This is a genomic window from Gloeobacter violaceus PCC 7421 (assembly GCF_000011385.1).
GTDB lineage: Bacteria > Cyanobacteriota > Cyanobacteriia > Gloeobacterales > Gloeobacteraceae > Gloeobacter > Gloeobacter violaceus.
Genome location: NC_005125.1, coordinates 3,836,979 through 3,857,696, shown reverse-complemented (window position 1 = coordinate 3,857,696; position 20,718 = coordinate 3,836,979). Strand labels below are relative to the sequence as shown.

Genomic DNA, 20,718 nt, shown 5'->3' with positions numbered 1-20,718 from the left:
CGCCCAGGATTGACGGCTAGGGCAGCAAGGGTGTGAACAGACACCGCGAATCGGCCACTGGTCGGCACAGCGCGATCTCCAGGCTGGACGGGGCTACCCACATAATTACCGATTTTGGGACGGGGAGGTTGATTGCAGCAAGGTGTGATCAGGAAAAACCACGCCAAAGCGAGAGCATTCCGCGCAGTCCGGATGGGTTGGTTGGAGTGACCTCTTGATCCTCACGTTGCGTCAGGACATAGGCTGAATTTGCAGCGTTCAATCCGCCTGCAGAGATCCACTGGAGGATGCCCTATGCAAGCCCCACCCTGGAAAGTCGGCGAACTGGCCCGACAGACGGGGCTTTCAGTGCGCACGCTGCACTACTACGACGAAATCAGCCTCCTCTCGCCTTCGCATTACACAGAGGGCGGTCATCGTTTGTACTGTACTGGCGACATTGCCCGCCTGCAGCAGATCAAATCCCTCAGGCAGCTGGGCTTTTCTCTAGATGAAATCCGCACGAGTTTGGAGCGTTCCGACTGCTCGCCGCTCGAGGTTCTTCAGCGGCACATCGCCCATGTAAAGGAGCAGATCGAGTTGCAGCAAAGACTGTGCACTCGCCTCGAAGCGATTGCACAGCGACTGCGCACGACGGAATCCGTCGGCGTTGAAGACTTTATCAATACTATCGAGGCTATGAACATGCTGGAAAAATATTACACGCCCGAACAACTCGAAGAGCTGCAACAGCGCAGACAGCAGCTCGGCGAAGAACGTATCCGTGCGGTCGAGGCGGAGTGGCCGACGCTCATCGCCAGGGTCCGCGCCGAGATGGACCGAGGCACCGATCCCGCGGACCCGACGATGCAGCAGCTGGCGCGGCGCTGGCAGGAATTGATCGAGGAGTTCACAGGCGGCAACCCCGCCATCAACAAAGCCCTGCGCACCATGTACTGGCAGGAACCGGAACTGAGAACCCAGGGTGGACTCGATCCCAAGATTTTTGAGTACGTCTCGCGGGCAATCGCGGCGGCAAAGCCGAAGGAGTAAGCAACAGGACCAATGCGCCATGCACTCGTTTTCGCGCTTTTTCCCTATCGACACCGGCGTGAGCCCGATGACCCTGAAAATAGTTTTTTCTAGGTACGGACTACCGATCTGTTGCCATGGAAGCAAGGACCATCGCTTTCTCTCTACACTATCAATGAGTTCGTTGGATCTTCGTTGGATTTTCGTTGGAACAGATGCTAGCATGTGATTCTAGCCGAGATGTTTTTATCTTTTGGTGATGACCTTGCAGACGGTGATTCCGCTTAGCTCCCAGTCGGACCTGGACATGCAATCCGGTCCATTTTGGACTTCTTTTGAGCAATTCCGCACCTCCGGCCAGGCAGGTTTGCTCCCCATCGCTTCGGGTGTAGTGGGCACACTGATCACGAAGTCCGGCCAGTACCGTATTCTTGCTGAAGACGATTTTCAGCGCCTGTACGGTCTCGCCCGTGAGACCCGTCGAATCCAAAGCGGCTTGCGTCTGGTGATGACCGCGGCCCAAGCGGTACGGAGGCACCCCGAAGATGCCACGATCAGCACGCTCGTCCAGGCAGTGTCTCTGGTCGGCGATAGTCCTGTGCTGCCTACTGTCGAACGGTTCGAGCCATTGTTGCCGGAGGGGACCGAGGTCGATCCGGATGACGAGGTGATCTTGGATCCAGCTGCGCTTGAAGGCTCTCTTTCCCCTTGAACGTTCCACAAAGTCTTGAGGAGCTAGGCAATTGAGCAAGGGATCGTGGAGGAAGGCGATGACCCTTTCGTATTGCTGCAAGGTGACATCGTCCGCACAGACGCGGCCTTCCTGATGGGCTCAAGGGTGGTCGGCAACCGATTTGTGATAGCCAGCTCCACTTGCGATTTGATGCCGAAGCGGTGCGTACACGCACACTTGTTCCGAATCGTTCCAATTGAGAGTACGGATCCCAACGCCAAAACACTATTTAGGTGAGCTTTTGAAGTTTGATTCGACAAAACGAATGTATTTACCCAGGTTCAAGGGTGACGGGCCGGGTATCCTGGGCCATGCCATCGATTTCGACGGCATCGCGCAAGTCCTCCTGGAAGATTTACTGCTTGCTGCCCGTCTTGCGAGCCTCAGTCTCGTAGGCTGGCGGGTTTTCGGTTCTTTGCTGCGCAATATCATGGCCAGGGCAGGAGACGACGAAGTGCGCTTGCGCACCATGCCCTGACCCTGGCACTTTGCAGTGCACGCTCGGTCTCTACCTGCGCCAATAATTGTTGGCAGCAGCGATAGTCGCAAACTCGGCAGCGACGACCTGGCCGACGGCAATCAGCATCATCGCGTCGTTGCCGTAGACCTCGCGCAGCTGTTTGCGCTTTTCTTCGTCCGGCTGAGTGAGCTTGATGATCAGACGCGCCATTTTCACCGCCAGTTGCCTCCCCTCTTCGGCAGTGGCGGTAATCAGCGTATTGTCCGGAACAAGGGTGATCTCGGCGGGAACGACGTGGGGAATCGCGGTGGCATTACTCATCGGTTTTTCTCCTCAAATGGGTAGGTGCGCTCGGGCTTAAGGCGAAGGGACGGTTTCGGCACAGAGACACGGCGCGCTCGGGGCTGTGCTGCGGCTGCGCGCCCCAACCACGAGCACCAGGCACAGAGCGGCAAGGACCGCCTGCCATTGCTTGCGGATCGCTTCGTCCTCGACCACCTCAAAAAATCCGACCAGCCGGGGGATCGACAGTTCCAGGGCCGCAGCCGGGACGGTGCTGTGCAACTCGACCAGGCGATGGAGGCTCTCCTGGTTGTTAAGGAAACCCACCACCCAGCGGGCGGTGTGGTCGGGACTGTCGGGGACGCGCTCCACCCCCAGTTCGCTTTGCAGCCAGTCGTAGAAAGCCGGAAGCTTCTGGATGAGAAGCTCCCTGGCCACGGGCAGCGATTGGCGCAGCAGGTCGATATCGAGACACGCGAGTTTGCAGCCGAAGGCGGGCGATTCGACCAGTCCGGCCAGATCCAGGGCAAGCAGTTGCTCGACTTGGACTGCGGACAGTTCGAGGTGTTGGGCAAAGGTGTTACGCATGAGAAATCCTTGTTGAAAGGTTGAGCGCCGGGCTAACCGGCGACGGCGCACAGGACGATGTAGGCCAGATCGGCGCGATAGCGGGAAAAGACGCCGCGCATTGCCAGTACCCGCTCACGCAGGGCAGGCCGGGTGGCCACGTTCCAGAGAATCCGGGCGGTGCCCGCGATACCTTCGTCGCGCAGCACCTGGGCGGGGGTGAGCAGGGCCATCGGACCGGTAAGGTGGTGGCTTACCCGCAGATCCGCCCGGGCGGACTCGGCGATCCAGCCCCGCTCGCTCAGCGGCGCAGCGTTCACCCGGATCACCCGCGACAGTTCGCGGTGGATCTCCTCCTCGCGCCCACCCACGGCCACCTCGTGACTCAAGAATTTGCCGCCGGGTTTGAGGTGGTTCGCCACCGCCCGGAGAATATTGGCCTTGGCCGCGGGGGGCTGCATGGTGAGAATGGCCTCCGCCAGCACGTAGTCGAAGCGCTCGTCGATCGCCTCCAGGCGAAAAATGTCGCCTTCGACGATCTGCACCAGATGGCCGAGCCCGGCGGCCCGGACGTTGGCGCGAGCGCGCTCGACGCTCGCAGGGTTCTTCTCGACGCCCACCACCCGCACCCCAAAGCGGCGGGCCAGGTCGATGGCGCTGTGGCCAAAGCTCGAAGCCAGCTCCAGAAGTGTCTGGCCAGGCTGAAAGTCGGCCCAGACCAACAGTTGCTCGGTGGCAGATCGGCCCCCCGGCCGCAAGGTCTGCTTGCCCGCCACCGCCAGGATCTGGTAGCCGGGGGCGGTTTGCATGTTGAATGTTCCGCTGGTCATGGGTGTTGTCTCCGTTGCGCAGCTGTCTGTACTCTCACAGAGCCCGCGGCCCGGCGTCCTTGAGCTAGCTCATAAAGGCGCCCTGCCGGGTGGGGATGTTGTGCTTGCGGTCTTCGCCATCCCGTGGTGACAAGCGCGAAAGTCTTGCACAAAGGCACATCTCGCAATCGGCCCCGCTGTCGGCAGGGGCTGCCCTCCCCTAAACTGAAGAAAAGATTGCGCTTTTGTTAGGAAACCACCCCGTGACCCAGACCCCCGTCGACTACAAGCAGACCGTCCGCACGCCCAAGACGGATTTTCCGATGCGGGCGAACGCCTCAACCCGCGAGGTCGAGATTCAGCGGTTCTGGGAAGAGCAGGGCATCTACGGACGTCTTGCCCAGGAAAACCCCGGCGAAATTTTTATCCTGCACGACGGGCCGCCCTACGCCAACGGCGAGCTGCACGTCGGCCACGCCCTCAACAAGATCCTCAAGGACATCATCAACCGCTACCAGCTGTTGCAGGGGCGGCGGGTGCGCTACGTGCCCGGCTGGGACTGCCACGGGCTGCCGATTGAACTCAAAGTGCTGCAGGATCTCTCCCAGGCGGAGCGCTCGCAATTGACGCCCCTCGATGTGCGCACGCGGGCGCGCGATTTCGCCCAGCGCACCGTGCAGTCGCAGTGCGCGAGCTACAAGCGCTTCGGCGTCTGGGGCGATTGGGATCACCCGTACCTCACCTTGCAGCCGGAGTACGAGGCGGCTCAGCTCGGGGTCTTCGGCAAGATGGCCCTCAAAGGCTATATCTACCGGGGCCTCAAACCCGTCCACTGGAGCCCCAGTTCACAGACTGCTCTGGCAGAAGCAGAACTGGAGTACCCGACCAAGGACGACGGCAGCCCCGCCCACACCTCCCGCTCGGTCTACGTCAAGTTCCCGCTTATCTCCATCGCGGCACCCGAGACCGCCACGGTGATGGCCGCCGAACTGCTGCCGCGCCTGAGCGCTTTTCACGACCGCGAAGAAGAACTGATCGATGCGCTGTTGGGTGAGCGCGACGACCTTCCCGAGATCGCCGTAGCCATCTGGACCACAACTCCCTGGACGCTGCCGGGCAACCTGGCGGTGGCGCTCAACGGCGAACTCGACTACGCACTGGTGGCAAGCGACGAGCACGGCCTGCTCATCGTCGCGGCTGAACTGGTGGAGCGGCTGGCAGGGACGCTCGCCACCCGCTTTGAGACGATTGCCACCTTCAGAGGCCGCGAACTGGAGGGCAGCCTCCTGGCTCACCCACTCTTCCGCCGCACCAGCCCAATCGTCCTGGGCGATCACGTCACCACCGAATCGGGCACAGGGGCGGTGCACACCGCCCCCGGCCACGGCAGTGAGGACTTTGAGCTGGCCCAGCGCTACAACCTCGGGGTGCTCTCGCCGGTGGACGATTACGGCCGCTTCACCCGCGAGGCGGATAGCGACCGCCGCGAGAACCTGCCGGTCTTTGCCGGCAAGGCGGTGCTCAGCGACGGCAACCAGGCGGTCATCGAAGCGCTCAGCGCGGCGGGAGCGCTGCTCAAAGAAGAAGCCTACGTCCACAAATATCCCTACGACTGGCGCACCAAAAAACCGACCATCTTTCGGGCCACCACCCAGTGGTTCGCCTCGGTCTCCGATTTTCGCCCCCAGGCACTGAGCGCCATTGCCCAGACCGAATGGATCCCCGCCAGCGGCGAGAACCGGATCACCGCCATGGTGGCCGGGCGCAACGACTGGTGCATCTCCCGCCAGCGCGCCTGGGGACTGCCGATTCCGGCCTTCTACTGCGAAAACTGCGCCAACGTGCTGCTTACCCAGGAGTCGGTCGAAGCGGTGCAGGCGGCCGTGCGCGTCCACGGCTCCGACATCTGGTGGCAAAAAGAAGCAAGCGAGCTGCTTCCCCCGGGGATCGCCTGCGCCCACTGCGGCGGCACCGCCTTTCGCAAAGAAAAAGACATCATGGACGTCTGGTTCGACTCGGGTTCTTCGTGGGCCGGGGTGCTCGGCCGGCGGCCCGAGTTGCACTACCCGGCCGATGTCTACCTCGAAGGATCCGATCAGCACCGCGGCTGGTTCCAGTCGAGCCTACTCACCTGTGTGGCCACCGAGGGCACCGCCCCTTACAAAACCGTGATCACCCACGGCTTCACCCTCGACGAGCACGGCCGCAAGATGTCCAAGTCTCTCGGCAACGTCGTGGACCCGAAACTGGTTATCGACGGCGGGGCCAATCAGAAGCAGCACCCCGCCTACGGGGCGGACGTGCTGCGCCTCTGGGTTGCCTCGGTCGATTACACCAGCGATCAGCTAGTCGGCCCCAGCGTGCTTGCCCAGATAGCCGAAGTGTATCGCAAGATCCGCAACACGGCGCGCTACCTGCTGGGTAGCCTCAACGACTTCGTACCGGAGCGCGACCTGGTGGCCTTCGATTCGCTGGGCGAAGTCGATCAATACCTCCTGCACCGCCTGAGTGTGGTGCATCTCGAAGTCACCCAGGCTTTTGAAAGTTACCAGTTCTCGCGCTTCTTCCAGACCATCCAGAACTTCTGCGTGGCGGATCTGTCGAATTTTTATCTGGATATTTCCAAAGACCGCCTCTACATCAGTGCCGAAGTGTCCCTGCGCCGCCGCAGCTGCCAGACGGTGCTCTACCGTGTGCTCGAAAGCCTCACCCGGCTGATTGCCCCGGTGCTGCCGCACCTGGCGGAGGATATCTGGCAGCATCTGCCCTACCCCAGAAGCGACGCTTCGGTATTTGAGGCAGGTTGGCCGGTCGATCACTCCCAGTGGTTCCAACCGCTCACGGTCGATCGTTGGCCAGGGCTGATTGTCCTGCGCGACCGGGTGAACATCGCCCTCGAAGCCGCCCGCAACGCCAAACGCATCGGCTCCTCGCTGGAAGCCAAAATTCGACTGCACGTCGAAGACCCGGCCCTGACGGACGAACTGGCCCGCCAAAAAGACGAGTTGCGCTATTTGTTCATCGTCTCGCAGGTGGAACTGCTGGACGAACTCCCGGCCGAGGTGTCCGTCGAGGAAGGGGCGGCGGTAATTGTACTCGATGCGGACGGTCAAAAGTGCGAGCGCTGCTGGAACTACTCGGTCCATGTCGGCGAAGATGCCGAGCACCCGACGCTGTGCGAGCGGTGCGTCTCAGCTCTGGCCGGGGCGTTCTAGAATGTCCAACGACGCCGGAGACCGGGTCTTTGCAGTCCTGGTCAACTGGTGTAACGACGGCGACACGCTCCGGGCGGTCGAGTCGCTACTGGCGCAGAGCTTGCTTCCAGAGGTGGTCGTGGTGGACAATGCCTCGCCCAATGGTTCGGAAGCACGGCTGCGCGAGGCGCTCGCGGGCCGGGCCACCGTATTGCAGAGCGGGGCCAACCTGGGCTGGGCGGGCGGCTGCAATGTCGCGATCCGTTATGCTCTGGCCCTCGGAGCCCGGTACGTATGGTTGTTCAACAACGACGCCACCGCCCACCCGACCGCCCTGGCCGCCCTGGTGGATGTTGCCGAGCGCCATCCGGACGCCGCCGCCTGCGGCTCGCTGATCTACGAGCAAGATCGGCCGGAGGTGGTCTGGTTTGCCGGCGGGGCGGTCTCACTCTGGCGGGGGGTGACCTGGCATATCGGTCGCGGCCAGACCGATCGCGGCCAGTTTGGCGGCCCGCCCCGGCCGGTGGCGTTTTTGACCGGCTGCAGCCTGCTGGTGCGCCGTGCCGCCTTCGAGCGGGTCGGGCTGCTTCCTGAAAAGTATTTTCTATACTTTGAGGATGTCGATTGGTGCCTGCAGGCCCGCCGCCGGGGCTACCGGCTATTGTTCGTCCCCGAGGCGCGCGTCTGGCACCGCGAGGGTTCTTCAGCGCGCGGGGCCGACGGCCTCTCACCCACCCACGCCTACTACGACGCTCGCAACAATCTTTACTTCATCGACCGCTGGTGCAGCCCCCTGCAGCGCATCACCGCCCGCGCCAACTTCGCAGTGCGAGTTGGTGGCAAAGTACTGTTATGGTCCTTGTTGCGCCGACCGCAGCGCGCCCTCATTGCCCCGCTTATCGCCGGGGTGCACGACTTTCGAGCACGCAAGGGTGAACGTCCTTGAGTCTCGGTGGAACCTAGAAACATCAGCTGCGCACCGTCACAGGCATCCCTTCCCAAGCCAATTTCGCCCCTAAGATTGAAGCAGACCTTTTGTCTTGTGAGCTTTTCCATGGATCCCGCCGTTTTGGCCACCCTGTCGAGAGAAGTGACAGTATTTTTATCCCCTTTTCTGCCTCATCTGTTGGCCCTGACCAAGGATGCCGCGAAGCAGGCCGCCGAAGCGGCGGGCAAAGCGCTGGGGGCCGATGCCTGGAGTCAAGCGAAAACGCTGTGGAGCAGGCTCTGGCCAAAGATGGAAGCTAAGGCCGTTGCTGTGGAAGCCGCGCAGGATGTTCTAGCTGCGCCGAACGACCAGGACGCTCAAGCCGCTTTGCGCCAGCAAATCAAAAAGCTGTTGAACGAGAATCCGGAACTTGCTGATGAAATCGCCCGGTTGTGGGGACAGGGCCAGAGGAGGCGGACTGTGACTGCCAATGGAGAGCGCTCCGTGGCCATCGGCGGCAATGTCAGCGGCAGCAACATCGTCACAGGTAACAACAATACCGTCGGCAGTCACCAGAACCATGACCAAGCGGGCGCTCGACTCGAAATTGTCGATGGTCTGCCGCTCGTCCACACCCAGGTCGATGAAGACTTGGTGGCTGCCCTGCGCAAACTGCGCGAAGGGTGAGACTTCTTATCGACACGAATATCCTCATCGCCGGGACTGTACCAGGCCATCCGGCGCATGGGCGGTGCCTACCTGTCATGCAGGGCATCATTTCGGGAGGCGATGAAGGATACGTCTGCCTCCAATCGCTCAGCGAGTATTTCCGGTTCATGACCGGCGTCGCGCGGCCGCAACTGAGTCCCAAAAGCGCAGAGCGTGCAATCAAGCAACTGCTGGCCAATTTCAAGGCCGTAGGTCTCGATGAGACGGATCACCTGGCAGTGTTCACCCGCATGGGCGCGTTGGGTCTGCATGGCGCCGTTGTGTATGACGCACTCATTGCCCGCGCCGGCCTCAAAGCTAGGGTGGACTGCATCGTGACACTCAATGCTCAGGACTTTCTGCGCCTGGGAGCGGACGTTGCGGCCCTGGTGCAAGTGCCGTAAGTAGTGCCGGTGTCGGCTGTCGCCCCTGGCCCTTCACCGGGAAAGGGCTTTTTCATGGAGAGTCGCACCAAAAATTACTATTATAGCTGTCGCCACTTAGGCTAGGACTTTTTGACCATGTCCGAGTTCATAGGCACTTGATCCATGTGTCCTAAGGATCTAGGCGACAGCTATAACAATGATCGCAGGAACGTCAAGCGCAAACGGCTGCGCTCCAACACCGCTGCGGGCGGTGCTGTCATGCCTATGGGGGCTTACAGATTCGCCATCCCCCCCCTAAAAAACCGGGTGTCCTGTTGCCGGGGCACAGAACCGGGCAGTGCGCTCAGGCCGCACAACCGCAGCAGGTGGCAGGCGTCTCTAGAGGTGGAAGCATGTCCAGTAATTCCCAAGATCAAGGTGGTGACGGTACTGGCGGCACCCCGCCGCAACCGGACGATAAACAGCATCCCGACATGGGTTTGGGTATGCGGGACCGCTTCCCCCTCGGTCAACAGGGGGAAGAAACCGCGGTGTTCGGTCGGCGCGGGCTGGGGGGACCGGCCCGGGTGTTCGACGGCCGCAACAAGTACGAAGAAGTCGACGCAAAGCTGCAGGGCGACAGGGAGCGTGAGGCGACCCTCAAGCAGGAGAAACAGGAAGTTATCAACCGGGCGAGCGCCAACTTGAACCTGACGAGCGTCGGTCTGTCCTTTGGCAACTACCTGGACGCCCGCAAAGCCGGAGACGGGGACGAGGCCGCCGGCCATCTGCTCAATTCGAGCGGCCGGGTGATGAATACCCTGGGCTATCGGGGGACCGACCTGCGCAACCCGGCGCTCAACATGAACCCCTGGACCGCCAAACCTTCCGACGAGGTCAAATCGATCACCGGCACCGGCGGCGGCTCGCTTTTTATGGGGCTGGGCGACGGCTTTCGGGCCCACGACGCTTTCTCTGAAGGCAACTATGTCCGGGGAGCGGCCTACACGGGCTCCTCGGCGGCTTACACCACGCTGGGGGTCGGTAAATTAGCGGCCCAGGGCGCCAAGAACAATGCCCCCGGCCTGGCCAACACGATCGCCAACGTCCTCGGCCGCACCGGAGATGTGGCCAAGAATGCCGCCCACGTCGAAGGGCTCGGCTACGGGGTGGGCAGTCTGGCCAACATCGGCGTGGGCATCAGCGAACTGACCGACGGCCAGTGGAACGGCAAAGACGTCGAAGCGGGCCTACGCATCGCCGACGGCATCGGCAGCGGCATCAAAGCCGGCGCCCAGTTCATCCAGGCGGGCACGATGCCCGCCTGGGCGACTTCGGGCATCGCCAGGATCGGTCAGGTGGCTTCCAACATGCCCCTGTCGGGAGTGCTGGGCCGCGTCGGGGCGGGGGCGGCGGCGGTGGCGGCCTCACCGGTGGTGGGCACCGCCGCCGCCATCTACACCGGCGGTCAACTGCTGGTGGGCGACGCGATAGACGAGACGATCGGTGCGCTCTGGAACGGTGTCGTCGTCGGGGGCGGCGGTGCCGTCGTCGAGGGCGTCGTCGATGCGGTGGGAGCCGTGGACCTGAGCGACGGCCTGGGCTGGGACGACGGCCAGGCGGCCCTGGGTCAGCTACAGGAGGTTGGCAGCGATCTGCAGACCGCCGGAGCGACGATGTGGGAGGACTTGAAGGTGGCGGGGGAGCACGCCGGCGAGAACTTCATGGGCCGCATGGAGTTTCTGCGCGACGCCGGGGACTTCGTCGCCGGCGGCCTCGATGAGACCGTCGCCGCCTTCGGGGTCAACAGCATCGCAGCAGGGCAGCAGTTGTGGACCAACGGCTCAGAAGCGCTCGACGCAGTACAGCAGGGAGATTGGGGCGGCGCCTGGCAGCAGGTGCAGGAGGGCCTCGGCGGCGCCTGGCAGGACTTTACCAATGGCGATACTTATCTGGCGGCGGCGGCGGATGTCCAGCAGGACAACCAGAACCTGCTCGACTTTGGTGCCCAGGCCATCGATACTGTCGGCAATTTTCTATCCGGCATCAACCCCTTCGCCGATCCGCCACCTGCCCCGGTCGATCCACCGCCGGTCGAACCGGTGCCCGCGCCGGAGCCTGTGGCCGTGGAGGACCCGCCGCCAAGCACTGCGACCGACGACCCGGACAGCGATCCAGCTACCGATCCGGCAAGCGATTCAACCACCAATCCGACGAGCGATCAAACCACCGACGATCCGGCCGATGATCCAACCGGTTTGATCGAGCCGCAGCCCGAACCCTTCCCGTCGGTCGAGCCGCTCACCGAACCTGAACCCACACCTGTTCCCGCGCCGACGGACCGGATGGAGCCGGTGGTTCCTGCACCTCAACCCGCTCCTACCCCGGTTCCAGTTCCCCCGCCGGTGCCAGTTGCTCCGACGCCGGAACAACTGGCCAACCCCGACACCAACCTGAGCGAACTGGTTGAAAGCGGTGTGATCACCGAGGCAGAGCGGGCGGAGGCGCTGTTGGATGAAGCCCGCAATCGGTTGGAGGCGGAGGGGGAGTTTCGCGAAGGCACCCCACCCGATGCGCAGCAGATGGAGGATAGTGTCGAGGACGCAAACGGCCTCCAAGATCCGCAACTGCCCGACGGCGAGCAGCCGGCAGATCCCGAAGGCCAGAGCCCGGAGTATTTCTTCGACGACAGTTTCACCCTACCCACCGAAACGCTCGAAAATACTGAAGCCGAAGCGTCGGCGGATCTGCTCGAAGCGCCTGTCCAGGATTTTGGCTTCAGCGAGGACCTGGAGGCTCTGCAGGACAGTTTCGAACCGGTAACAGACGATCCTTCAGGCTGGTTGGAGCCACAGCCTGGGCAAACTGGCGAAGAAACCTTGCAGAGCGATCCTGAGGCACAACTGCTGGAGCAGCAGGCCGAAGAACAAGAAGCGCAACAGCAGGCGGAACTCGAAGCCCAGCAAGCAGCAGCAGAAGAAGCCAGGTTGCAGGCGGAGGAAGAAGCGAGGCTTCAAGCCGAAGAAGAAGCGCGCATCGCAGCCGAAGAAGAGGCGGCCCGACTGGCGGAGGAAGAAGCCCTCGCCGCCGAATCCGAAGAAGCGGCGTAGTACGTCTATCTACCCCAGCACCAGACCGCTGCGGGCCGGCAGGCTCAATTCCAGATGCCCTTCGGCGGCTTCCACCTGGCCGGGACCGAAGAGCACTTTGCGCGGGTAGGTTTCCCCAGGCGCTTCGAGGGTGACGCGCGCCGGTTCGGTCCCGGCGTTGACGGCCACCAACAGCACTTCCGCCTCCAGGCGGCGCTCGAAGACATAGCACTGGCCGGAGGCATAGACGCTTTTGTATTTGCCGATGCGCAGCGCTTCGTGGCGGTGGCGCAGGGCGATCAAGTCGCGGTGCAGCGCGAGCAGTTCGCCGTTCCACTGCGATTCGGGAGGAAAACCCTGGCGCGAATCAGGGTCGATGCCGCCGGGCAGGCCCACCTCGTCGCCGTAGTAGATGCTGGGCGCCCCGGGAAAGGTGAGCAACAGCAGTGTCGCCAGTTCTACACTCGCGCGGTCGCCCCCGGCGATGGTCAGTACCCTGGCCGTGTCGTGGCTATCGAGCAAGTTGAGTTGCGCCAGCTGGATCTCCCAGTCGTACAGCCCCAACAATTTGTCGATTGCCTCTTTGTACTCAACGGCGAACAGCGCCGGGTAGGGCCTGTAGGAACGGTCCTGCACGTACTGCACCTGGACGCGATCCCCGGCCGTAAAGGCGATGGTCGGGGCGGCAAACAGATAATTCATCACCCCGTCGAACTGGGTGCCGTCGAGCCACTGGCGGGCATCCTCCCAGATTTCGCCGACGATGTAGGCTTCAGGATTGATTGCCTTGACGCGCTCGCGAAATTCCTGCCAGAAACCTTCCGCCTCTACACAGGCGGGCACATCGAGGCGCCAGCCGTCGATACCCGCTTTGATCCAGTATTCGGCAATCTCCATAATGTACTCGCGCACCATCGGATTGGCATGGTTGAACTGGGGCAGGGCACGGTTGTTGTCCCAGCAGGCATAGTTGGCGGGCTGCTCGACATTGTAGGGCGAGAGGGGCCAGCCTTCGATCTTGAACCAGTCGAGCCACGGGGAGAGTTGACCATTTTCAAGGATGTCGTGGAAGAAGAAAAAACCGCGGCTCGCGTGGTTAAATACACCGTCGAGCACCACTTTGATGTCGCGGGCGTGGGCGGCATCGAGCAATGCCTTGAACGCCTCGTTTCCTCCCAGCAGCGGATCGACTCTATAGTAATCGTGGGTATGGTAGCGGTGGTTACTCGCCGATTGAAATATCGGAGTGAAATAGATGGCGTTGATGCCCAAATCCGACAGGTAATCGAGTCTTTCGATTACCCCCCACAGATCGCCGCCTTTATAGCCGTAGAGGGTCGGGGCGGCTGCCCAATCCTCGAAGGAGACCGCCTGCAACAGCTTTTGTTTTAACTGCTGGGTGCGGGAGAAGCGGTCCGGAAAGATCTGATAGAAGATAGCGTGCTTTACCCAGTTCGGTGTGTGAATCTGCATAGGTGTGTTTCCTTGAAATCTCGCTTGACTCTCAGAATTGGACAGACTTGCAAGCACTTTGGACCCCTTGCGATGAATCGCAAGCCGGTTTGCCCCACCAGCCGCGGTCGCTTTTGCGCGCCTGAAGATTGCGGTCTGAGTGCCAGCTTGCACGGCCACACCGATCAAGGATACGTCCCGGTGTTTTGTGTCGAAACTCTCGATCGGGAGTTGTTGGTCACCGCGGGGTTCCTGCAAGCCCGATCCTGTCCCCGCTAGCCGGCCAACAGTGGTAGGCTGCGATCGGTGCACGCCTTCGGCGATCCGGGCCGCCTTGCCGTCCTTTGTCCGGACCACTTCTATGGAGCTTGAGGCTCGATGCAAAGCTTGACACTATCTACCCAACTGATTCAGCAGGTCGTCGATCTCGCCAGGCGGGCGGGAGCAGCGATTATGGAAATTTATAACCAGGCGGATGTCGGTACAGTCTACAAGGAGGACAACTCGCCCCTGACCCAGGCGGACCTGGTGTCCCACCGGCTGATTGTCGGCGAGCTGACCAAACTGACCCCGGATCTGCCCGTGCTCTCCGAGGAATCCCGCTCGAAGCCCTATGAGGAGCGCCGGACCTGGTCGCGCTTCTGGCTGGTCGATCCGATCGACGGCACCAAAGAATTTATCAAGCGCAACGGCGAATTCACCGTCAACATCGCCTTGATCGAGGACGGCGAGCCGGTGGCGGGGGTGGTGCACGCGCCGGCCGTCCAGACGACCTACTGGTCGGCCCGCGGCCTGGGCGCCTTCAAGCAAACCGCCGCGGCCGCGGCCCAGCCCATCCGGGCGGCCGTACCCGCGAGCGCCCCGATGCTGGTGGTCGCCAGCCGTTCCCACAGTGGTGCTGAGACCGAGGCATTTCTTGCCAAACTGCGCGAACTGGGCGATATCGATGTCATCTCCATCGGCAGTTCCCTGAAACTGTGCCTGGTGGCCGAAGGGGCCGCGCACCTCTATCCGCGCTACGGCCCGACTATGGAATGGGACACCGCCGCCGCCCACAGCGTCGTGGTCGAGGCCGGCGGCACCGTCACCAACCTCAAAGGTGAAACGCTCCAGTACAACAAAGCCGACCTGCTCAATCCGTATTTTGCCGTGCTGGGCGATCTGCCCCCTGAACTGAGAGCCCAGATCGTCGAACGGCTCTGAGTGTATCTGCAGTCGCTTCAAGCGCGGGGTGCCAGAAGTGCCCCGCGCTACTTTTGGTCCAAATGGACCCAGTCCATGCCGGGGGCACTCATCGGCACCCGTTTGTGCAAGATGTTCCCGCGCACCGCTTTACAGGTCACGCTCTACTCGATTTTGATCGTGGTCGGCTGGCAGCTCATCCACAAAGTCTGAGCGCTCAATTGGCCGGACCGAGGCCGGTATCCGCACGGTAGATGGCCGTGGCCTGGCTTTGGGGCTCGATGTAATCCAAAAAGTACACAAACGGTCCCAGTTCGGTGATGTAGACTTCGGGATCTTTGCGCACCCGTTCGGTGGTGTCGCTAATCCGGCGATAGAAAGCAGACGTCGAGTCGATGCCGGCAAGCCAGATGTCGGTGGGGATCGTTTTGCTTTTTTGATCCCGGCTGGTGGAGGTGACCATAAAAATATAGGATTTGCCGTTGTGGACGAAGACCTCCGGTGACCAGAGGTACTCGCCTTTGGAGGGGGGATCGACGGTATAGATCTTCTTCCAGGTGCCGCTGGTCTTGCGGTAGACCCCGATGTTGGTCTCATTGATGAGCACAAAAAACAGATATTCGTTGTTGTACTCGGGGGCTTTCCACATGATGATCGTTTTTTTGACGCCCGCATCGAAAGTGAGTTGCTCCAGAATCTGGGTATCAACGTTGTAGAGGAATCCCTGCCGGCCGGTGCCCACTTTTTGGGTGAGCACGATAGAGCGCATGCCTTCTACCCAGCGTCCACCGGGCGGCTCTGAACCGGGCACTTCCGCTTCGCTGTCCGGGTTGTCCAGGTGGCGCCAAAACGTCACCAGTTTGCGCTCTTCATTGCGTCCGACATAACTAATCCTGGGCTGCCCGTCGCCCTCGTCGAGGCTGCCCAAAGGGGCATAACGGCCACTGCCGGCCTCCAGCAGACCGGCGGTCCAATTGCCGTTGTCGAAGCGGGCGCGGGCGAGAGCCAGGCGGCCCTCTTCGTATCTGGTGTAGACAATCTGAGCACCGGAGCTGGTGTAAACCCACTCCGGACCATTGCCGACCAGTTCGGTCGGTGCGGCTCCCGTATCGATCAGAACGCTCTGGCCGGAAGGTGGGGTGAAATTGCCGGTCTTGGGATCGACTTTGCCAATCCAGACTTTCCCCTGATTGTCGACCCAGGTAAAGCGATCAAAAGCCTGGTCGAACTCAGGGTCAATCAAATCGATGTCGAGATCGGAGACAAGAACATCCCCCACGGCAGACTGCGCAACAGCCGACACCAATCGATACCACAGCAGCGCACCAACTACTACAACACCAACAACAGCAGCAACGAACACGCGCTTAATGAGCATCGGAACCTCTCATGGGGGGAGTTGCTTGGGCTAATCAGACAGAAAAGCGATTTTATATTTGTCGTGCCGGCTGCCGAATAAAATTGACTATAAAGAAAAATGCCACCCGTTTAAGCAACAAAAAGCCAGAGTAGAACTTCCGAATTATCAATGGTTTTGAGCAAAAAATGAATAAACTTTCACCTGAGTGAGTATTCCCGAATAAGTATCTGCTGAGCAGGTGTACCTGCAACGGGGGCTGCAGACGCAGGCACAGTTACCGTATGCTAGGGACATCTGTCCAGGGGAGGGCCAATGCCGGCGTACGAAGCAACCTTACGCCCGGCCCAGCGGGAGGTGCTGCACTACAGTGGGGGGCGGCTGGGCATCTCGGCAGTGCCGGGCAGCGGCAAGACTTTCACCCTCGAAGCGCTGATCGCCGAACTGGTGATTCGGCGGGGGGTGCCTCCCGAGCGCATCGGCGTGTTTACCTTCATGCGCTCCTCTCGGGCCAATTTGACCGGCCGCATCAACCGGCAACTGTGGGAAGGGGGGGTGGCCGGTCGGTTGGAGGCTTTTACCCTGCACTCGCTGGCGCTCAAGGTGCTGCAGCACTTTCAGGGGCAACTGGGCCTGGCGGCGATCGATGTGCTCGAAGGCTATGAGCAGGAGCGCTTCATCAGCCGTCTTACCCAGGCCTGGCTGCGCAACCATTCCGAAATCTGGGAACCGCTTCTGCCGCCGACTGCCGAGGCGGAGCGCGCCGCGCGCAACCGCGCCGCCTTTGGACGCGGTTTCAAAGCAATGTGCCGCGAGGTGATCCGCACCGCCAAAAACTACCGTCTCCCCCCGCAGGCGATCGAACCTGTGCAGGCGGGTTTTCTACCCTGGGCCTTGGGCATCTACCGCAGCTACCAGGCGGAACTGCTGCGCGCGGGCAAGCTCGACTACGACGATTTGGCCTGGCGGGCGGTGGATCTGATCGAGCGCGACGCCGGGGTGCGCGGCGAGGTCGAAGGGTGGTACGACTACCTGTTCGAGGACGAGTCGCAGGACAGCTCGCCCCTGCAGGAGCGTCTATTGGATTTGTTGAGTGCCCGCAGCGGCAATTTGGTGCGGGTGGGCGATCCCAACCAGAGCATCATGAGCACTTTTACCACCGCCGAGCCGCGCTTTTTTCGGCGCTTCTGCCGCCTCAGCCGGCGGGTCGTCCTCGAAGAATCCAGCCGCTCCGCTCCGATGATCATTGCGCTTGCCAACGCCCTGGTCGACTGGGCAGCTTCCGACCATCCCAACCCCAGCCTGCGCGGCGCCCTGGTTCGCCAGCATATCCGCACCGCGAGCAGCGGTCCTGCCAATCCCGGCGACAGCGAAGCCGCCCTCCACTTTGAAGTGGTGTGCGGTCCGCCCGAAGAGGAGCTTGCCTCTGTGGCCCGCTGCGCGGCCGAAGCGCTGGCGGCGCGCCCGGAGCACAGTTTTGCGGTGCTGGTGGGTACCAACGAACTGGGTGCGCAGGTTCTGCGCCAACTGCAGCGCTTTGCCGGTGTGCGTACCCTCGATCTGTTGCGCAGCAACCCGACCCAGCGCGAACTTATCGATCGCCTGCGGGTGATGGCCGAGTTTTTTGCCCAACCCTCCTCGCCGGTGCGACTGGCGGCGGCGATAGAATCGCTGGCGGACTGGGCGGGGCTGGGGCGCCGACAAGTCGCCGGCGCCCAACCGCGGCTGCTGCGCATTGCCCCGGAGAAGCTGTTGTTTCCGGTTTTCGGTTCGGAGATAGCCCTGCCGGTGGCTGCCGAGGAGCGGGCCGGTTGGCAAAAGATTTGCTCCACCCTTGCCGGGTGGCTGCTGGCCACCCGCAGCCCCCGGGCGGATAGTCTGCGGTTGGTGGTGCAGACCCTCTACCGCAGCAGTGCGGAAATCTACCTGGGGCACTACGTGGTCGATCAGCTCGAACGCACCCTCGGGGAGCGGCCGGCCGTCGACTGGCAGGAAGTTGCCGACGAGATCCGGGCCATCCTCGACGGTTCGCTCAACAACTTGCCCTCCGAGGCGTTTCACTTCGCCCCCGAACCCGGAGCGATCACCGTCGCCACCGCCCATCGGGCCAAGGGGCTCGAATGGGACGAGGTGTTTCTGACCGGGATTTCAGCTTACGAATACCCGGTACTGCGCGAGGATCGGCCGGTGGGACTCTATTTTCTGGATGGCCTCGACATGCGCGCCGAGGCCCTCTCCGAACTGCGCGCCAGTGCCCGTCTGCGCCGCGGGCACACCTCGGCGACCGAGCAGGCCTTTTTGGATCTGGCGGCAGAGAAGCTGCGGCTGCTGTACGTCGGGATCACCCGCGCCCGCCGGCGGTTGGTGTTGAGTGTCGCCACGCGCGACCTGTTCGGCCGCGAGCAGAGGCCCTCGCGCCTTTTCCAGGTGCTCCAGTGCTTCGACAGCCGCCGATGAACGCACCGGTCCTGTTGTCGGCCCCGGCCCTCGACGCGGCCGAGCGCTGTGCAAGGCTGTTTCGTTATCTGTACCTCGACCGCCTCGGCGGTTCCGGCGAGGGCTTCGAGGCGTCCGAACAGCAAGGGCAGGCGCACCGCAGATTTTGCCGGCTGGTGGAACTGGCGGCTCAGAACCGGCGAATCGAGCCGCTGCTCGCCGCCGCTGGAGCTCAGGTGCAAATCTGGTGGGAACGTTTTACCGAAAGTCCCCACTCCCATCCCCAGGGACAGCCGTTCTTTGAGTACCCTTTATGGGTGCGGCTCGGCTCCTGGCGAATCAGCACCCACCTCAACCGGCTGAGCCTCCACGAAAAGCAGCTGACCGCCTTTATCTGGAATACCGATCTCGAACGCCCCGAGGATGGCGACTTGCTGGAGGATTGGCAGCTGCGGCTGGCCAGGACCATTCTCTGCCTGGCGGGCGAACGCCTGGTGGGGGGCAGGCCCATGGATCCCGCAGACCTGCGGCTGGTGGTCTGGTTTGCAAACGCACCGGCCCGGCCTTACACACTGAACTACAGCCCACCCGCTTTTGAGGCGGATCGCCGGGTACTGACCCTGGCGCTGCAACGGCTGGAGCGTTTTGCCGCAACCGGCTACCCGATGAGCGCGGATCTGCAGGTTTGCTCCGGTTGCCTTTTTCGGACCCGCTGCTATGGCCTGCGCCCCGAGGGTCCGATGCCGTTTCGGAGCTGGGAGCCGCAGGATTTTGCACCGCTCGAACCGCAAATCGACGGCCCTGCCTGAGGATCAGGCCGCTGTGGGAGTCGGGGCGGCCAGTTTCGCTTCGTAGAAGCGGCAGGCGGCCAGACCCAGCGAATAAAAAGTCGCCGCATTGGTACCGGCGCCGACCACCTGGCCCACGATCGGCAATTTGGTGAGCGGTCCAAGGCCCAGGCGCAGCACCCGGCCGCCGCCAAAATCGAGGGCAAAGATCATCACCACCTCGCCCTTGCGCTCGGAAGCCTGCAGATCCAGACCGTACACCGCCGCAATCTGATAGATCATCTGGGCCTGCAGCAGCAACGTGGCCGCAAGATCAATAGCCAGCAGTCCCGCCAAAAATCCCGGCACCACACTGCTCGCGAGGCCCAGACCGCCCGCGAAGAGCGCTTTTTCGCTCACAATGCGCCGGGCCAACTCCGCCGGGCCCTCGCCGGGGTATTTGTTGCGGAAGCGGTCCGCCTCCGCCTCCACCTCATCGACGTTGACCCGCTCGACAGCCCGCAGGATATTGCCCAGACCGACGGCGCCACCCACCGTCCGCACGAAAGGGTTCTCGACAATCGTCTCCACGGTCCGCCCCGCCTGCTGCGTGGCCTGCTCGATCCAACGGAGCGTATCGTTCATGGTTTCTGCCTTTGCACACCGGTAATGCCGTTGCTCTCAGTACAGCACAGTTCGTCGCCGTTGCTCCCCCTCCGCGGACAGAAGGCTTCCTCCATCCACCGGTTTGTTGCATGTTTTTTCGGTCCGGGTCTGTGGTCAGAGCTAACCGCTAAGATTCGAAATTGCTCAGCTTCCCATCCATTGCAAACCGATGATTCAGCCAATCGATATCAAAAACACCGGATTGGGCTTCTGCCTGCTGGTGCTTGCCGCCGCCCTCCCCGCCCTGGCCGAACCGCCCGCCAGATCCACGGTAGCCAAAAGCTCGCCCTCCGCGCCGCTGCTGGTGCGCTACAAGCTCAGCGGCGGCCGTTGCCAGGACGGCCCCTGCCAGAGCACCTATCTCATCGACCGCAGCGGGCATATCCAATTCACCGACCGCAGCGGCAAAACGGTCGAAAAATCGATGAGTCAGGCAGATCTTGCGGCCCTGCTCGAACAGATCAACGCCGCCGATTACCCACAAATTCGCTCCAACCGCACCGACGGCGAATGTCCCTCGGCTTCCGACGGTCAGGACGCTTCCTACACCTTCTACACCAACCAGGGTTCCCAGTCGATCTCCAACTGCGCCATCAAGATCGACCCCGCCTCGGCACCGTTTGCCCGGCTGCAGGAGATCTTGAGCCGCTATCTGCCCGAAGCTCAATAGCTCCCGGCGGCGTTGTCGATGAGCACCTTGAGCACGCCGGGT

Annotated in this window: 18 protein-coding genes; 12 read left to right on the top strand and 6 right to left on the bottom strand. The window is 62.1% G+C overall.

What is annotated here, in order from left to right:
- The first annotated feature begins 294 nt into the window (after positions 1-294).
- The 3 genes from GLL_RS18860 to GLL_RS18850 all read left to right on the top strand — a co-directional run bounded on the left by GLL_RS18860 (position 295) and on the right by GLL_RS18850 (position 2,222).
- Positions 295-1,032: a MerR family transcriptional regulator gene (locus GLL_RS18860; RefSeq protein WP_011143646.1), complete on the top strand. Its 738-nt coding sequence runs from the start codon at positions 295-297 to the stop codon at positions 1,030-1,032.
- A 238-nt stretch (positions 1,033-1,270) separates the two neighbouring features.
- Entirely contained in the window at positions 1,271-1,723 is a 453-nt protein-coding gene (locus GLL_RS18855; RefSeq protein ID WP_407919998.1) for a hypothetical protein, read from the top strand.
- A 286-nt stretch (positions 1,724-2,009) separates the two neighbouring features.
- Positions 2,010-2,222: a hypothetical protein gene (locus tag GLL_RS18850; RefSeq protein ID WP_011143644.1), complete on the top strand. Its 213-nt coding sequence runs from the start codon at positions 2,010-2,012 to the stop codon at positions 2,220-2,222.
- Positions 2,223-2,252: 30 nt separating this feature from the next.
- On the opposite strand, the gene GLL_RS18845 is transcribed toward GLL_RS18850, so the two are convergent.
- Genes GLL_RS18845 through GLL_RS18835 form a run of 3 tightly spaced genes read right to left on the bottom strand, consistent with a single transcriptional unit; the run spans position 2,253 to position 3,883 of the window.
- Positions 2,253-2,525, bottom strand: coding sequence for a hexameric tyrosine-coordinated heme protein (locus GLL_RS18845; protein ID WP_011143643.1), 273 nt, complete (start codon positions 2,523-2,525; stop codon positions 2,253-2,255).
- A gap of 36 nt (positions 2,526-2,561) precedes the next feature.
- A complete protein-coding gene (locus GLL_RS18840) occupies positions 2,562-3,074 on the bottom strand; it encodes a hypothetical protein (RefSeq protein ID WP_164929349.1) in 513 nt (170 codons plus the stop codon).
- Positions 3,075-3,106: 32 nt separating this feature from the next.
- Positions 3,107-3,883, bottom strand: coding sequence for an SAM-dependent methyltransferase (locus GLL_RS18835; protein ID WP_011143641.1), 777 nt, complete (start codon positions 3,881-3,883; stop codon positions 3,107-3,109).
- Positions 3,884-4,125: 242 nt separating this feature from the next.
- Between GLL_RS18835 and ileS the strand changes: the two genes are divergently transcribed.
- The 5 genes from ileS (at position 4,126) to GLL_RS18810 (ending at position 12,167) form a co-directional block, all read left to right on the top strand.
- Complete coding sequence (gene ileS / locus GLL_RS18830) at positions 4,126-7,077, top strand: isoleucine--tRNA ligase (protein ID WP_011143640.1); 2,952 nt, start codon at positions 4,126-4,128, stop codon at positions 7,075-7,077.
- Position 7,078: 1 nt separating this feature from the next.
- A complete protein-coding gene (locus GLL_RS18825) occupies positions 7,079-8,002 on the top strand; it encodes a glycosyltransferase family 2 protein (protein WP_011143639.1) in 924 nt (307 codons plus the stop codon).
- A gap of 108 nt (positions 8,003-8,110) precedes the next feature.
- Positions 8,111-8,671, top strand: a complete 561-nt coding sequence (locus GLL_RS18820; RefSeq protein WP_164929348.1) for a hypothetical protein — start codon at positions 8,111-8,113, stop codon at positions 8,669-8,671.
- Positions 8,668-9,096, top strand: coding sequence for a type II toxin-antitoxin system VapC family toxin (locus tag GLL_RS18815; protein ID WP_011143637.1), 429 nt, complete (start codon positions 8,668-8,670; stop codon positions 9,094-9,096). The genes GLL_RS18820 and GLL_RS18815 overlap by 4 nt, the downstream gene beginning before the upstream one ends.
- A 374-nt stretch (positions 9,097-9,470) precedes the next feature.
- Positions 9,471-12,167 carry a hypothetical protein gene (locus tag GLL_RS18810; RefSeq protein ID WP_164929347.1) on the top strand — a complete coding sequence of 899 codons (2,697 nt, stop codon included), beginning with the start codon at positions 9,471-9,473 and terminating at the stop codon, positions 12,165-12,167.
- A gap of 9 nt (positions 12,168-12,176) precedes the next feature.
- Here GLL_RS18810 and GLL_RS18805 read toward each other — a convergent pair whose 3' ends face one another.
- On the bottom strand, positions 12,177-13,619 hold the full coding sequence (locus tag GLL_RS18805) for a glycoside hydrolase family 13 protein (protein ID WP_011143635.1): 1,443 nt from the start codon (positions 13,617-13,619) through the stop codon (positions 12,177-12,179).
- Between the two features lie 357 nt (positions 13,620-13,976).
- On the opposite strand from GLL_RS18805, the gene cysQ reads away from it, so the two are divergent.
- On the top strand, positions 13,977-14,801 hold the full coding sequence (cysQ, locus tag GLL_RS18800) for a 3'(2'),5'-bisphosphate nucleotidase CysQ (RefSeq protein ID WP_011143634.1): 825 nt from the start codon (positions 13,977-13,979) through the stop codon (positions 14,799-14,801).
- Positions 14,802-14,997: 196 nt separating this feature from the next.
- Here cysQ and GLL_RS18795 read toward each other — a convergent pair whose 3' ends face one another.
- Complete coding sequence (locus GLL_RS18795) at positions 14,998-16,059, bottom strand: hypothetical protein (RefSeq protein ID WP_164929346.1); 1,062 nt, start codon at positions 16,057-16,059, stop codon at positions 14,998-15,000.
- Positions 16,060-16,452: 393 nt separating this feature from the next.
- Here GLL_RS18795 and GLL_RS18790 point away from each other — a divergent pair, with 393 nt between their 5' ends.
- Positions 16,453-18,594, top strand: a complete 2,142-nt coding sequence (locus GLL_RS18790) for an ATP-dependent helicase (RefSeq protein ID WP_011143631.1) — start codon at positions 16,453-16,455, stop codon at positions 18,592-18,594.
- The gene (locus GLL_RS18785) at positions 18,591-19,382 is read left to right on the top strand and encodes a PD-(D/E)XK nuclease family protein (RefSeq protein ID WP_164929345.1); all 792 of its coding nucleotides are present in this window, start codon (positions 18,591-18,593) and stop codon (positions 19,380-19,382) included. Before GLL_RS18790 ends, GLL_RS18785 begins: the two co-directional genes overlap by 4 nt.
- Before the next feature lie 3 nt (positions 19,383-19,385).
- Here the strand turns inward: GLL_RS18785 and GLL_RS18780 are convergent, their stop codons facing one another.
- On the bottom strand, positions 19,386-19,985 hold the full coding sequence (locus GLL_RS18780; RefSeq protein WP_011143629.1) for an EcsC family protein: 600 nt from the start codon (positions 19,983-19,985) through the stop codon (positions 19,386-19,388).
- A 190-nt stretch (positions 19,986-20,175) separates the two neighbouring features.
- Here GLL_RS18780 and GLL_RS18775 point away from each other — a divergent pair, with 190 nt between their 5' ends.
- On the top strand, positions 20,176-20,676 hold the full coding sequence (locus tag GLL_RS18775; protein ID WP_011143628.1) for a hypothetical protein: 501 nt from the start codon (positions 20,176-20,178) through the stop codon (positions 20,674-20,676).
- Positions 20,677-20,718 lie beyond the last annotated feature (42 nt).